At 70.9% G+C, this 13,347-nt stretch carries 8 protein-coding genes, 2 tRNA genes and 1 pseudogene; 4 read left to right on the top strand and 7 right to left on the bottom strand.

The features are described 5' to 3' along the window. Positions 1-248: 248 nt before the first annotated feature. Entirely contained in the window at positions 249-1,274 is a 1,026-nt protein-coding gene (locus tag BLS95_RS48785) for a hypothetical protein (protein ID WP_143044230.1), read from the bottom strand. 288 nt (positions 1,275-1,562) lie between these two features. Here BLS95_RS48785 and BLS95_RS48780 point away from each other — a divergent pair, with 288 nt between their 5' ends. Then, the gene (locus BLS95_RS48780; RefSeq protein WP_090946449.1) at positions 1,563-2,381 is read left to right on the top strand and encodes an NmrA family NAD(P)-binding protein; all 819 of its coding nucleotides are present in this window, start codon (positions 1,563-1,565) and stop codon (positions 2,379-2,381) included. 390 nt (positions 2,382-2,771) lie between these two features. On the opposite strand, the pseudogene BLS95_RS48775 reads toward BLS95_RS48780, so the two are convergent. The 6 genes and pseudogenes from BLS95_RS48775 to BLS95_RS56455 all read right to left on the bottom strand — a co-directional run bounded on the left by BLS95_RS48775 (position 2,772) and on the right by BLS95_RS56455 (position 8,816). Further along, a pseudogene (locus BLS95_RS48775) lies at positions 2,772-3,896 on the bottom strand (IS30 family transposase). A gap of 424 nt (positions 3,897-4,320) precedes the next feature. Next, entirely contained in the window at positions 4,321-6,924 is a 2,604-nt protein-coding gene (locus BLS95_RS48770) for a Tex family protein (protein ID WP_090946448.1), read from the bottom strand. A 27-nt stretch (positions 6,925-6,951) separates the two neighbouring features. Continuing rightward, positions 6,952-8,115, bottom strand: coding sequence for an amidohydrolase (locus BLS95_RS48765; protein WP_090946447.1), 1,164 nt, complete (start codon positions 8,113-8,115; stop codon positions 6,952-6,954). A 72-nt stretch (positions 8,116-8,187) separates the two neighbouring features. Further along, positions 8,188-8,622 (bottom strand): RpiB/LacA/LacB family sugar-phosphate isomerase, encoded by a 435-nt coding sequence (locus BLS95_RS48760; protein WP_090946446.1) that lies wholly within the window; start codon positions 8,620-8,622, stop codon positions 8,188-8,190. Between the two features lie 44 nt (positions 8,623-8,666). Further along, positions 8,667-8,739: transfer RNA gene (locus BLS95_RS48755), tRNA-Arg, on the bottom strand. Between the two features lie 3 nt (positions 8,740-8,742). After that, a tRNA-Met gene (locus tag BLS95_RS56455) sits at positions 8,743-8,816 on the bottom strand. 232 nt (positions 8,817-9,048) lie between these two features. Here BLS95_RS56455 and BLS95_RS48750 point away from each other — a divergent pair. Genes BLS95_RS48750 through BLS95_RS48740 form a run of 3 tightly spaced genes read left to right on the top strand, consistent with a single transcriptional unit; the run spans position 9,049 to position 13,343 of the window. After that, on the top strand, positions 9,049-10,119 hold the full coding sequence (locus tag BLS95_RS48750; RefSeq protein ID WP_090946445.1) for an S-methyl thiohydantoin desulfurase family protein: 1,071 nt from the start codon (positions 9,049-9,051) through the stop codon (positions 10,117-10,119). After that, positions 10,112-11,707 (top strand): hydantoinase/oxoprolinase N-terminal domain-containing protein, encoded by a 1,596-nt coding sequence (locus tag BLS95_RS48745; RefSeq protein WP_245765739.1) that lies wholly within the window; start codon positions 10,112-10,114, stop codon positions 11,705-11,707. The genes BLS95_RS48750 and BLS95_RS48745 overlap by 8 nt, the downstream gene beginning before the upstream one ends. Positions 11,708-11,729: 22 nt before the next feature. Beyond that, positions 11,730-13,343, top strand: a complete 1,614-nt coding sequence (locus tag BLS95_RS48740; protein ID WP_090946444.1) for an ABC transporter substrate-binding protein — start codon at positions 11,730-11,732, stop codon at positions 13,341-13,343. Positions 13,344-13,347: the final 4 nt, after the last annotated feature.

Here is a 13,347-nt window from a genome sequence, read left to right as displayed (position 1 = left end):
CCACCGTCACCTGGCCACCGTCACCTGGCCACCGTCACCTGGCCACCGTCACCTGGCCACCGTCACCTGGCCACCGTCACCTGGCCACCGTCACCAGGGCCGTCCCCAGGGCCGTCACCGCGCCCCCAGCCCGCAGCCCCCAGCCCGTAGCTCGTAGCCCTCAGCCCGTAACTCGTAGCCCGTAGCGCTCAGCCCGCAGCCTCTCTACCGGCCGGCGAGCCACGACCTGGCGGTGCCGCCGAGGAACGTTAGGAGTCGCGGCGGTGGCTCTGGGCGATGCGTTTGCCCAGGCCGGCCAGGGACTCGTCCGCCATGAGAGCGGCCAGCCGGGGAGCGTCCGCCTCCACCTGGTCGAGCACCGCCGGATGCCCACCGGAGAACCGGCTCCACGCCCGCACCACGTCCGGCATCGCCGCGATCCCCGCCTCGGACAGGATGGCCTCCCTGGGCAACCACGACGTCAGGAACCGGGACGCCCTCGCCGGACTCCACCACAGAGGACGGTCGCCGACGAACTCGGCCAGCTTCTCGAACGCCTCCCGCGCCCCGGGCAACTCCGGCAACTCCCGGAACCGGGTCAAGGTGTCGTCGGGCGCCGGACGTACGAGATCGGGCACCGCGTGAGCCCGGGCGAGCGCGATGGGCCGCACGGCGGGCAACGTGTCGGCGACGGCCACCCCCAGGATCCGATCACCCAACTCGAACGCGTCCAGCACCCGCCCCGCGACCACCCCCGGATCCGCCGCCCGCAGCTCCAGGTCGTCGAGGAACTTCACCTCCTCGACCAGCGCGTCAACGGCCAGCCCGCCGCTCACCTGATCGATGCCGACGACGAGCAGATGCGGCTCCTTGCCGTTCTCGTAACAAAAGGACAGCGCCGCCAACGTCTGCTCACCGTACGGATCACCCTTGCCGTACCAGGCTCCCTCGCAGCGCACGCGCGTCATCAGCCGCACCCACCCGGGCAGCGCACCCGCCATCCCGCTCCCGGCAACGGTGTGCGGCCGAGCGCTCCGGTCCTCGCTCCCCGCCGCTGCCACCGTGCCGTCAGACTCACCGGACGCGGCCTCGGCTGCCTGATCGACCGCCGCCAGAGCGGCAAGAGTGAGCCGCGACTCGGCGCTGCCGTCCTCCGCCAGCCTCCGCAGGAACGGCTCCACCTGACCAGGCTCCAACCCGGCGGCGAGCCGACCGGCCCAGAGCTCGGTCCGCAGGGGAGAGCGCCACCTGAGCAGGTCGCGAGCCTGCGCGACCGCCGTATCGAACGTCGTCATGCTCACCCTTAGACCGTATCGCCACCCCGACCCCACCGCACCGCACCAGCACCCACCCAGCCCAGCCGAAAGCCAGCGATGCCGGGGTTGCCGTGTAGACGCCGGTGTCCGGGGCGAAGTGGCCTCATCGGCCCAGGATCCCAGGTGCGGTGGCGATCACCGGGCCAGGTGACCAGCCGGACCGACAGGCACACCGGCAGTCGGGCGGGCTTCTTGACCTCAAGTGCGGTTGAGTCTCTAGGGTCGTCAGCAACTCACTCCTGACAGACGACCTTAAGAAGCTCAACTATGACGACATTGGTGACGGGTGCCACCGGGAACACCGGCCGGCACGTTGTGGCAGAGCTGGTCCGCCGAGGAGAGCGCGTTCGGGCACTGACGCGGAATCCCGCTGCGGCCGCGGGACGGTTTCCGGCCGAGGTGGAGCTGGTGGCCGGCACGCACACAGCACCAGAGAAGTTGAACGCCGTACTCGATGGCGTCAGCCGGCTGCATATCACGGTGACAGCTGGGCTTGCCGAGGTTGGGCCCGAGCTGGTCCAGCGAGCGATCGCCGCAGGTGTTCGGCGCTTCACCGTGCTGTGGGGCGGCTGGGTGGGGCCGGTCGAGCAGGCGGTGGCGGACTCGGGCGTGGAATGGACACGTCTGGAGGCGCAAGAGTTCATGTCCAACACGTTGACGTGGGCCGAGTCGATTCGAGCCGAGGGGGTGGTCCGAGAGCCGTACGACTTTCCCAGTGCGCTGGTGCACGAGGCCGACATCGCGGCCGTGGCGGCCGTTGCACTGCTCGATGATGGCCATGCGGGGCGTTCCTACAACCTCACCGGGCCCGAATCGCTGACCCCGCGTGAGCGGATCGCGATCCTGTCCCGGGCTATCCGCCGTGACATCGCCTTCGAGCCGATTACGCGCGAACAGGCGGTCCACAGGCTGATGGCCATCGGAGTGTCCCAGGCGGACGCCGAGTATGTCGTCGGCTGGTATGCCGCGCCCAGCGATTCCTCCACGACCGTGGACGAGACGGTCGAACGGGTGACCGGCCGTCCGGCGCGTACGTTCACACAGTGGGTGGACGAGCACGCAGAGCGCTTTCTAGGCCGGGGATGATCTCTGTCGGCTGGATACCACCCACGCTGGCTGATCTCCGTGATTCAGGGCTATGGGTTTCCGCGTTCTCTCAACATGAGGTAACGCGGAAACCCAGGCCCTCACACTAGGCTGGCTGCCGCCAGCGACCGATCACCGTGTTGCGACGACCCCTAGAAAGCGCCCCCCAAAGGGCGGGCCGTTGTTGGTGGGGGCACTGTCCTCAGGGGGCGTGCCGTTCCTCGTGAGGGCATCATCCCCGGAGGGGTGCCGTTGTTGGTGGGGAGCGCGCCGCTCCTCCGGTGAGGGGCGTCATCCCAGCGGTGAGCGCCATTTTCTGGTGGGTGGTGGCGTTCACGTTCGCCTCTGATGCCCTCCTGTGAGCGCTTCGTGCCCCCCACCGCTCCCAGGTCAGGCGCAGGCCGCCAGGAGTTCGGCGAGGCGTTCGGCCGGGTGTCCCAGTCGAGCGTCTTACGAGGTCGGGAGTTCAATTCGGCGGCGACGGCGTCGAGCTGGTCGCGGGTGTGGACGGACAGGTCGGTGCCCTTGGGGAAGTACTGGCGTAGCAGGCCGTTGGTGTTCTCGTTGGAGCCTCGCTGCCATGGGCTGGCCGGGTCGCAGAAGTAGACCGGGATGTCGGTTGCGAGGGTGAAGGCGCCGTGGGAGCCCATTTCTAATCCCTGATCCCAGGTGAGGAATCGCAGCAGGTGGCGTGGCAGGGTCGTGACGGTCTGGGTGAGAGCCTCGCGCATCAGTTCGGCGCTGCGGCCGTGCGGGAGGTGGATGAGCATCACGTCACGGGTGGAGCGCTCGACGAAGGTCCGATGGCGGAGTTGCCGTTCTTGCCGATGATGAGGTCGCCTTCCCAGTGGCCGGGCACAGCTCGGTCGTCGGCTTCGGCGGGGCGCTCGCTGATCATGACCATGGGCGTGCTGCAGCGGGGCTGTCGCTGCTGGGCCAGGCGGCGGGGCTTGCGCATGGCGCGGACGGTGCGCAGCGCCCGGGTCAGCTCGCGGCGCAGTTCGCCGCGGCCTTGGACGTAGAGCGCCTGGTAGATGGTCTCGTGGCACACATGCGTCTCCGGCCGCTCGGGAAAGGTTCGGCGCAGGCTCTGGACGATCTGCTCCGGGCTCCAGCGCTGGTGCAGGTGGCCTTGAATGTATGCCCGTAACTCCGAGTTCTGGCCGATCTTGCTGGGCTTGGGGCGAGGCCTGCGCGCGTCGGCTCGGGCCTGGGCCGCGTGCGGCCGGTACTGGCCGTTGCCAGGGTGCCGGTTGCGGCGGATCTCCCGGCTGATGGTGGAGGGCGCGCGGCCGAGCTCGCGCGCGATCTCCCGAATCGACGCCTTTCCCGCACCCGGTCGGCAATGTGGATCCGCTCGGTCTCGTTCAGGTAGCGGCCACGCACGTCTGGGGGCGCCGCCGATGTGATCGGTAGCGCCCCCACGTGCTTGCCGGTCGGATTGCGTCCGTTACGCCATCATCGTCCGGTCCGGGAGTTGATGCCGACGGTCCGGCATGCCTCCTGGTTACTCAAGCCCTGCTGCACGAGCCGCAAGTATGCCGCCCGCTCTCGGGAAAGCGCCCTGCGTCCCCGAGTGCGTTCTCGGTCCTCCCGGATCTCGAAGTCCATCGCATCCCCTCAACTGGGCGACCACTAGAAGAGAAGGGGGATGCCCCCACCAACAACGGCCCGCCCCCTGGAGACGGTGCCTCCAGGAACGCACGCGTCCACCGGGGACGGGTGTTCACCGCTGACTCAGTCGCAGCGACCCACCGTCCACGCGCTCAACGGCCTGCCGTACGAGCACCCTTGCATGGCGCGCACGGGTGGGGCGCGCATGGGCGAGTCGCTCACACGTGCGCGGCGCTCACCTGCGCGGCGGTTCGCCCGAGGAGTACCTCTGGGGCGAACCGCCGCTCGGTCGGAACACCGTGATGGGGCGGCGTCGATGCGGGGTCTAGCGGTTGTCGCCGCCCAAGCCGGCCTTGCGGAGGGCCTCGGCCATGGCGCCCGTCGGGGCCGGGCGGTCCTGGCGGCGCTGGCCTCCACGGCCGTCGCCGCGACCGCGCTGGCCGCCGTCCCCGCGCTGACCGTCCCCGCGCTGACCGTCGCCGCGACCACGCTGGCCGTCACCGCGCCCGCCGTCGCCCCGGCCGCGCTGGTCGTCCCCACGACCGCCCTGGCCCCGACCCCGCTGGCCGCCGTCCCCCCGGCGTCCGTCACCGCGAGAGCCCTCCCCGCGAGACCCGTCACCGCGAGCACCGTTGCCGCGCGAACCATCCCCACGGGCGCCATCCCCACGGGGACCGTCGCCACGAGCGCCGTCACCACGGGGGCCGTCACCACGCGCGCCATCTCCACGGGCGCCGCCCTGGCGGGCGGATGGGCGGCGGGGGCCGTCGCCTGAGGGTTGGGCCGTCGTCTCGTCGTCCAGGCGCAACGTCAAAGAGATGCGCTTACGCGGAATGTCGACGTCGAGGACCTTGACCCGGACGATGTCCCCGGGCTTGACCACATCGCGCGGATCCTTCACGTAATTGTGGGACATGGCCGACACGTGGACCAGGCCGTCCTGATGGACGCCGACGTCCACGAAGGCGCCGAAGGCCGCGACGTTGGTGACCACGCCCTCCAGGATCATCCCCTGCGTCAGGTCGGAGAGCTTCTCGACCCCTTCCTTGAAGGTGGCGGTCTTGAAGGCCGGACGCGGGTCACGGCCCGGCTTCTCCAGCTCGCGCAGGATGTCGGTGACCGTGGGCAGGCCGAACGTCTCGTCGGTGAAGTCGGTCGGTTGGAGCGCGCGCAGCACCGCCGTGTTGCCGATCAGCGACTTGAGGTCGGACCTGACCGAGCCGAGGATGCGGCGCACGACCGGATAGGACTCCGGGTGCACGCTGGACACGTCGAGCGGGTCGTCGCCGCCAGGGATGCGCAGGAAGCCCGCGCACTGCTCGAACGCCTTGGGGCCGAGCCGCGGCACGCTCTTGAGCGCCGCGCGGGTCCGGAAGGGGCCGTTGGCGTCGCGGTGGCGGACGATGCTCTCGGCCAGCGTGGAGCCGATCCCGGACACGCGGGTGAGCAGGGGCGCGGAGGCCGTGTTGACGTCCACCCCGACGGCGTTGACGCAGTCTTCGACCACCGCGTCGAGTGAGCGGGACAGCTTGGACTCGGCCAGGTCGTGCTGGTATTGGCCGACGCCGATCGACTTGGGGTCGATCTTGACCAGCTCGGCCAGCGGGTCCTGCAGCCGCCGGGCGATGGAGACCGCGCCGCGCAGGGACACGTCCAGCTCGGGCAGCTCCTGAGAGGCGTAGGGCGAGGCCGAGTAGACCGACGCCCCGGCCTCCGACACCACGATCTTGGTCACCGACGGCATGAGCTTGACCAGCTCTCCGGCCAGCTTGTCGGTCTCGCGGGACGCGGTGCCGTTGCCGATGGCGATCAGCTCCACCCCGTGCCGCTGCGCGAGCGCCCCGAGGACGGCCAGCGACTGGTCCCACTGCCGCCTGGGCTCGTGCGGGTAGATCGTCGTCGTCTCCACGACCTTGCCGGTGGCGTCGACCACGGCCACCTTCACGCCGGTGCGCAGCCCGGGGTCGAGCCCCATCGTCGCCCGGGTCCCCGCGGGAGCGGCCAGCAGCAGGTCACGCAGGTTGGCCGCGAACACCCGGACCGCCTCGTCCTCGGCCGCCTGCCACAGCCGCATCCGCAGGTCGATGCCCAGATGCACGAGGATGCGGGTGCGCCAGGCCCAGCGCACGGTCTCGCTCAGCCACTTGTCGGCCGGACGCCCCTGGTCGGAGATGCCGAACCGGGAGGCTACGCGCAGCTCATAGTCGGGGCTGTCGTCGGGCTCCAGGGTGACGGAGAGGATCTCCTCCTTCTCCCCCCGGAACATGGCCAGGATCCGGTGCGAGGGCAACTTCGTGAACGGCTCCCCGAACTCGAAGTAGTCGGAGAACTTGGCCCCCGCCTCCTCCTTGCCCTCCCGGACCTGCGACACCAGCCGCCCGCGGGTCCAGAGCTGCTCGCGCAGGCCGCCGATGAGGTCGGCGTCCTCGGCGAAGCGCTCGATCAGGATCGCCCTGGCGCCCTCCAGCGCCGCTGCCGCGTCAGCCACGCCCTCCGTGACGAACCCCGCGGCCGTCTCCGCCGGGTCGAGCGACGGGTCGCCGAGCAACCGGTCGGCCAGCGGTTCCAGGCCGAGCTCGCGGGCGATCTGCGCCTTGGTGCGCCGCTTGGGCTTGTAGGGCAGGTAGATGTCCTCAAGCCTGGCCTTGGTCTCGGCCGCCATGATCTGCTCGCGCAGCTCGTCGTCGAGCTTGCCCTGAGACTCGATCGATTCCAGGATCGCCGCCCTGCGCTCGTCGAGCTCACGCAGGTAGCGCAGGCGCTCCTCCAGCGTGCGCAGCTGCGCGTCGTCGAGAGCGCCGGTGACCTCTTTGCGGTATCGGGCGATGAACGGCACGGTGGCGCCGCCGTCGAGCAGGTCGACGGCGGCCTGCACCTGCCCGTCGCGTACGCCGAGCTCCGCCGCGATCCGCTGGTGAATAGAGAGCACTTGCCTGCCTTTCGATGGTCCCGCCGGTCAATTGTGCAGGACGACGCCGTCCTTCATGACCAGAGTGCGCGCAGGGTGAACGACCACGGCCTCAGCCGGGCTGCCGGCCGGCACCACGACCAGATCGGCCCGGTCACCCGGGGACAACCCGTATCCTTCCAGCCCGAGCGCCCGGGCGCCGCCGAACGTGGCCGCCTCCAGCGCGAGCTCGATGTCCTCATCCCTGCGGAAGGTGCTGCGGTAGGCGACGTGCATCGCCCGCTCCAGCATGTCGCCGCTGCCGTAGGGGCCCCACAGGTCGCGAATGCCGTCGTGCCCGCAGGCGACCGTCACCCCCGCGGCGCGCAGCTTCTTGATCGGTGGCACGGGGAAGCTGTAGACGGCGGCGGTGGCCACCGCCACGCCCGCCTCGGCGAACCCCTGGGCCAGCCGGTCCTGGTAGGGCTCGTCGAGCTGGCCCAGGGCGTAGGCGTGGCTGACCGTGACCCGGCCGCCCAGGCCGAGCGCCTTGGTGCGCTCGGTGATGAGCTCCAGCTCCCACCCGCCCAGCGAGCCGCCGTCGTGCAGGTGGATGTCGAGATGCGTGCCGTAGCGCTCGGCCAGCCCGAAGATCAGGTCGAGATGGCGCACGGGGTCACGGTCGATGCCCGCCGGGTCGAGGCCCCCGACCGCCTCGACGCCGCTCTTCAGCGCCTCCTCCAGCAGCTCGGCCGTGCCCGGGTTGGTGAGCACGCCGTGCTGCGGGAAGGCGACCTGGCGCACCTCGACGGGGGAGTTCGCGGCGGCCTCCCGCACGGCCTCGACGCCCCGCAACCCGACCAGGGGGTCGATGTCCGTGTGCGTGCGCACATGGGTGGTGCCCGCCGCGCTCATGCGCTCCAGCAGCGCGCCGATCCGCGCGACGCTGGGCACGCCCAGCTCCGCTCGGCGGCTCAGGTCGTTGCCGATGCGGCCGGCGAGCGTGTCGTCGGCGGAGTGGGGCACCCACGGCTCGCCGAACAGGGTCTTGTCGAGGTGGCAGTGCGCCTCGACGAGGCCGGGCAGGACGAGCCGGCCCGAGACGTCGACGATCCGGGCACCGGGTGCCTCCAGGCCGGGGGCGACGCGGTGGATCAGGCCGTCGCGGACGTGGAGGTCGGCGGGCCCGCCGAGCCCCCAGGGGAGCCCACCGCGGAGCAGCACGTCGGTCATGGCAAGCACCCTAAAGGTCGGCACCGACGATTTCCCCTGCCGCCAGTGTGACGATTGTGAGTCCGCCGGGAGTCAGATGTCGTCGAGGTGGGAGATGTTGGCCACGTCGCCGGCGTCCGAGCTGGGCCGCCCGGCCAGCCACGCGTCCAGGATCTCCGCCAGCACCACGTCCGACGTGAGCCGCAGGCTCAGCGCCAGCACGTTGGCGTCGTTCCACTTGCGGGCGCCGTCGGCCGTGTAGGCGTCCACGCACAGCGCGGCCCGCACGCCCGGCACCTTGTTGGCCGCGATCGACGCGCCCGTCCCGGTCCAGCAGCAGACGACCGCCTGGTCGGCCCGCCCCTCGCTCACGTCTCTCGCGGCGAGCTCGCAGGCCCACGCCCAGTCGTCGCGCTCCCCGTCGTTGAGCGCGCCGTGGGTCACCACCTCGTGCCCGCGCCCGCGCAGCTCGGCCACGACCCGCTCGGCCACCCCGTCCTTGCTGTCGGCGGCCACCGAAATCCGCATGACCCCGATCCTAGGCGCTCGGCTTCCTGTCACGGCGCCGCCTGCGCCCCCGGCTGGACTCGAACCAGCGACCTCCTGTTCCGGAAACAGGCGCGCTCTCCGCTGCGCCACGGGGGCTCGTAGCGGGTGCGGGGATCGAACCCGCCTCTGCGCGGCTTATGAAACCGCCGGGCACACCAGCGCCCCCACCCGCTTCCGTACGGCCGCGGGGGAACGCGGAAGGTCAGGCTCCCCGTGGCACACCGGTACGGCGCCGCATGCGCATTCGCCGGGTGACCATGAGGACGTCCTTTCCAGGGGGCCGAGAAGATCGGTACTGACATCGAGCATGGCCACCGTGACGCGGGCGGCGCAACGGGTTTTTACCCTGCTGTGCCCCCTTTGGTCTGGCGAAATAAGGTGACATGTGCTTGGTTGTGTCGCCATATGAGCATTTCTGTAAGCGACATTCCGGCCCTCGCCCGGGGATGTGCCGTGCTGGGCACCGGCGGCGGGGGAGACGTGCGTACCGGGTCGCTGGCCGCGACCAGGGCCATCCGCGAGTACGGCGAGGTGCCGCTGGTCAGGCTGGCCGACCTCGCCGACGACGCGCTGGTCGTGCCGCTGTCCGGGATCGGCGCGCCCACGGTCAGCCACGAGATGATCCACAGCGAGGACGAGCCGAAGCGCGTCGCCGAGGAGGTCGAACGGCTCTTCGGCCGGCCGCCGAGCGCGGTCATGTCCTCCGAGATCGGCGGCTCCAACGGGGTCGCCCCGGTCGCCTGGGCCGCCCAGCTCGGGCTGCCGCTGCTCGACGCCGACGGCATGGGACGGGCGTTTCCCGAGGTCCAGATGGTGTCGATGTACGTGGCGGGGCTGCCGGCCGACCTGGTGATCATGTCCGACGTGGCCGGCAACGTGGTGACCATCCGCCCGGTGGACGGCCTGTGGTCCGAGCGCCTGGCCCGCGCCGTCTGCGTGGCGGCCGGGTCGCACGCGCTGATGGCCGACTACGTGCTCACCGCCGCGCAGGCCAGGGGAGCGGTCATCGAGGGTACGGTCACCCGTGCCCTGGAGATCGGCCGGGCCACCGAGGGCGCCGCGGACCCGCTCCAGGCCCTCCAGGACCGGCTGGACGCCGTCAGGTTGATCACCGGCAAGCTGACCGACGTGGAGCGGCGCACCACGGGCGGCTTCGTCCGCGGCACGGCCACGATCGAGGGCACCGGCGCCGACCGCGGTCGCCGCCTGACCATGGAACTCCAGAACGAGAACCTGGTCGCCATCGAAGACGGCCAGGTCAGGGCCATGGTCCCGGACCTCATCACGGTCGTGGACACCGAGACCGCCGCCGCCGTCCAGACCGAGGCCCTGCGGTACGGCCAGCGCGTCACGGTCCTCGCCTGGCCCTGCGACCCCCTCTGGCGCACCCCCAAGGGCCTGGACACGGCGGGGCCCAGGGCGTTCGGGTACGAGCTTGACTACGTTCCGGTCGAGGAGCTGATGACCCGTGGCTGACCTGCCGGAGCTCCGGATCGGCATCGACGTCGGCGGCACGAACACGGACGCGGTCGCCCTCGACGCCGGCGGCCGGGTGATCGCCAAGGCCAAGCGGCCGACCACCCCCGACGTGACCGAGGGACTGCGGGCCGCGCTGGACGCCGTGCTGGGCGAGCTGGGGGAGGGCGCCCGGATCGGCCGCGTCATGCTGGGCACCACGCACGCGACCAACGCGATCCTGGAGCGCCGGGGGCTCGGCCGCGTCGCGGTCGTCCGGCTCGGCGCGCCCGCCACCACCTCCGTGCCCCCGCTCTCCGACTGGCCGGGCGACCTGCGCGAAGCCGTCTCGGCGGGCGAGGCGATCCTGCCCGGCGGCCACTACGTGGACGGCCGCGAGATCAGCCCGCCCGACCTGGACGCGGTACGCCGCTTCCTGGACGGCACGCGAGCGGACGGTGCCCGAGCCGACGCCGTGGCCGTCACCAGTGTGTTCAGCCCGGCGAGCGACGAGCACGAGCGCCTGGTGGCCGAGCTGGTCGCGGCCGAGTACGGCCTGCCGGTCTCGATGAGCCACGAGATCGGCTCCCTCGGGCTGCTGGAACGCGAGAACGCGACCGTGCTGAACGCCGCCCTGTACGGCGTCGCCGCCCACGTGACCGACGCCCTGGTGACCGCGCTGGACGAGCGCGGGCTGGGCGTCCCCGGCCGGCGGGCGGAGCCGTACCTGGCGCAGAACGACGGCACCCTCATGACGGTCGAGCACGCCGCGCGGCTGCCGGTGTCGACGATCGGCTCGGGCCCGGCGAACTCGCTGCGCGGAGCCGCGTTCCTGTCCGGCGTGGCGGACGCGATCGTGGTGGACGTGGGCGGCACCTCCACCGACCTGGGCGTGCTGTCCGGCGGGTTCCCCCGGGAGTCGGCGGCGGCGGTCGAGATCGGCGGCGTGCTGACGAACTTCCGCATGCCGGACATCCTGGCCATCGCACTCGGCGGCGGCACGAAGGTGCGCCGTCACGGCGTCGGGCCGGACTCCGTCGGCTACCGGATCGTCCGGGAGGCGCTGGTCTTCGGCGGCGGCACGGCGACGATGACCGACGCGGCCGTCGCGGCGGGCCGGGGCCCGCGCGAGGCGCCCGGCTGGCGCGACCGCCTGGCCGCCGCCCTGGGTGACATGTCGGAAGAAATCGCAGACACCCTGGAAAGGGCGGTGATGATCGCCGACGAGATGGTCATCGACGCCGTGGACCGGATGTCGCTCGGCAAGACCGACCGACCCCTGGTCGCGGTGGGCGGCGGGGCGTTCCTGCTGCCGGACCGGGTCCCCGGGGTGAGCCGGGTGATCCGCCCGGAACACGCCGAAGTGGCCAACGCCGTGGGCGCCGCGATCGCACTCGCGAGCGGGAGAGTCGATACGATCTTGCCAGCGGGAGATAGCCGGTCAGAAGCGATAGAAAGGGCAAAAGAGGAGGCGGTTGGACGAGCCGTGGCAGCGGGGGCGGATCCATCCGGTGTCGAGATCGTCGACCTTCTTGAGGTGCCGCTGAGCTACCTCTCCGAGCCCGCCGTACGGGTACACGTCAAAGCAGCCGGACCCCTCGCCCGGTGATCGACCGAAAGGATCCCCCACCATGCTCTGGCACAAGCGACTGCTCGCCGCCGGGGTCACCGGTGTCCTGATACTGACCGCGACCGCGTGCGGCGGCGGCCAGGTACGCGGTGCCGGCGGCACGCCCGCGCCGGGAACGAGCGGCGGCACCCAGCCGGCGGCGACCGCGCAGGCCAACGACAGCACGTTCGTGTACGTGCCGAACCTCGACGTGGTCACCGACTGGGACCCGGCGATCTCCTACTCCAACGAGATCATCGCCCTGCAGAACATCTACGAGGGCCTGACCAGGTACAACTCCCAGACCAAGGAGGCCGAGCCGCTCCTCGCCACCGAGTGGACCTCGGCGGACGACGGCAAGGAGTGGACCTTCAAGCTCCGCCAGGGCGTCAAGTTCCACTCCGGCGCCACGCTCGACGCCGAGGCCGCCAAGAAGGCCATCGAGCGGACGATCGAGAAGAAGGGCGGGGCCGCGTACATCTGGGACTCGGTGGACAAGATCGAGGCCGTGGACGCGTCCACGCTCAAGTTCACCCTCAAATACCCGACCCCGCTCGACCTCGTCGCCTCCTCCGGGTACGCCGCCTACATCTACGACGTCAACGCCGTGGACCCGGAGGGCAGGACGACCGCCGGCACCGGGCCGTACACGATCGACTCCTGGCAGAAGGGCAAGGAGACGGAGCTGACGCTGAAGGCGTTCGACGGCTACTGGGGCGGCTGGCGGCCGGACCAGTACAAGAAGGTCGCCTTCCGGGTCACCCCGGAGATCACCACGGCCTACCAGTTGCTCCAGCGCGGCGAGGTGAACTACGTGCAGCGGCTGAACCCGCAGCTGTTCGAGCAGGCCGGGACGACCGAGAACGTGCGGACCGAGCAGACCCCGTCGTTCCAGAACCTGCTGGTGCTGTTCAACACGGCTACGGGTCCGTTGCGGGACGTCCGGATCCGGCAGGCATTGCAGGCCGCGATCGACTACGACGGCCTCGCGGCGGCGCTCAAGGGCTCGGGGCAGAAGGCCAGCGGCCTGGTGCCGCAGGGCCTGCTCGGCCACGTCACCGGCATGGAGCCCAAGCAGGACCTGGCCAAGGCGCAGTCGCTGCTCGCCGAGGCCGGGTACGGCCCCGACAACCCCGAGCTCAAGCTCAGCCTCACCTACGCCCAGGGCGACGACGACCAGAAGCTGCTGGTCACGCTGCTCAGCTCTGCGCTGCAGAAGCTCAACGTCATCCTGCAGGCCAAGCCCATGACCTGGGCCGCGCAGTGGGACCAGGGCAAGGCGCGGGGCCAGGACGTCTTCATCATGTACTGGTATCCGGACTATCCGGACGCCTACTCGTGGTTCCTGAACGTCTTCAAGAGCGAGGACAAGCCGCAGTTCAACCTCTCCTACCTGAAGAACGCGGGGATCGACTCGGTCATCGACTCGCTGCCGGAGCTCACGGCCACCGACCAGGTCAAGGCCGGCCAGGCCTACCAGGACCTGCAGCAGAAGATCATCACGGAGCAGGCGGCGGTCGCGGTGCCGTACGTGCAGACCTACCAGCGCGCGCTGTCCTCCGACGTCGAGGGCTACGTGGACAACCCCGCCTACCCCAACGTGGTCTTCTTCCACGACCTCAAGCGGGTCAGCTGACGAG

The organism is Nonomuraea jiangxiensis (assembly GCF_900099965.1).
Lineage (GTDB): Bacteria > Actinomycetota > Actinomycetes > Streptosporangiales > Streptosporangiaceae > Nonomuraea > Nonomuraea jiangxiensis.
The sequence above is the reverse complement of the archived record's forward strand: the minus strand, read 5'-3'. Positions and strand labels throughout refer to the sequence as shown.

Coding starts and splice junctions, on each gene's coding strand:
- BLS95_RS48785 (WP_143044230.1), bottom strand. CDS start 1,274: ATGACGACGTTCGATACGGCGGTCGCGCAGGCTCGCGACCTGCTCAGG.
- BLS95_RS48780 (WP_090946449.1), top strand. CDS start 1,563: ATGACGACATTGGTGACGGGTGCCACCGGGAACACCGGCCGGCACGTT.
- BLS95_RS48765 (WP_090946447.1), bottom strand. CDS start 8,115: ATGACCGACGTGCTGCTCCGCGGTGGGCTCCCCTGGGGGCTCGGCGGG.
- BLS95_RS48760 (WP_090946446.1), bottom strand. CDS start 8,622: ATGCGGATTTCGGTGGCCGCCGACAGCAAGGACGGGGTGGCCGAGCGG.
- BLS95_RS48750 (WP_090946445.1), top strand. CDS start 9,049: ATGAGCATTTCTGTAAGCGACATTCCGGCCCTCGCCCGGGGATGTGCC.
- BLS95_RS48740 (WP_090946444.1), top strand. CDS start 11,730: ATGCTCTGGCACAAGCGACTGCTCGCCGCCGGGGTCACCGGTGTCCTG.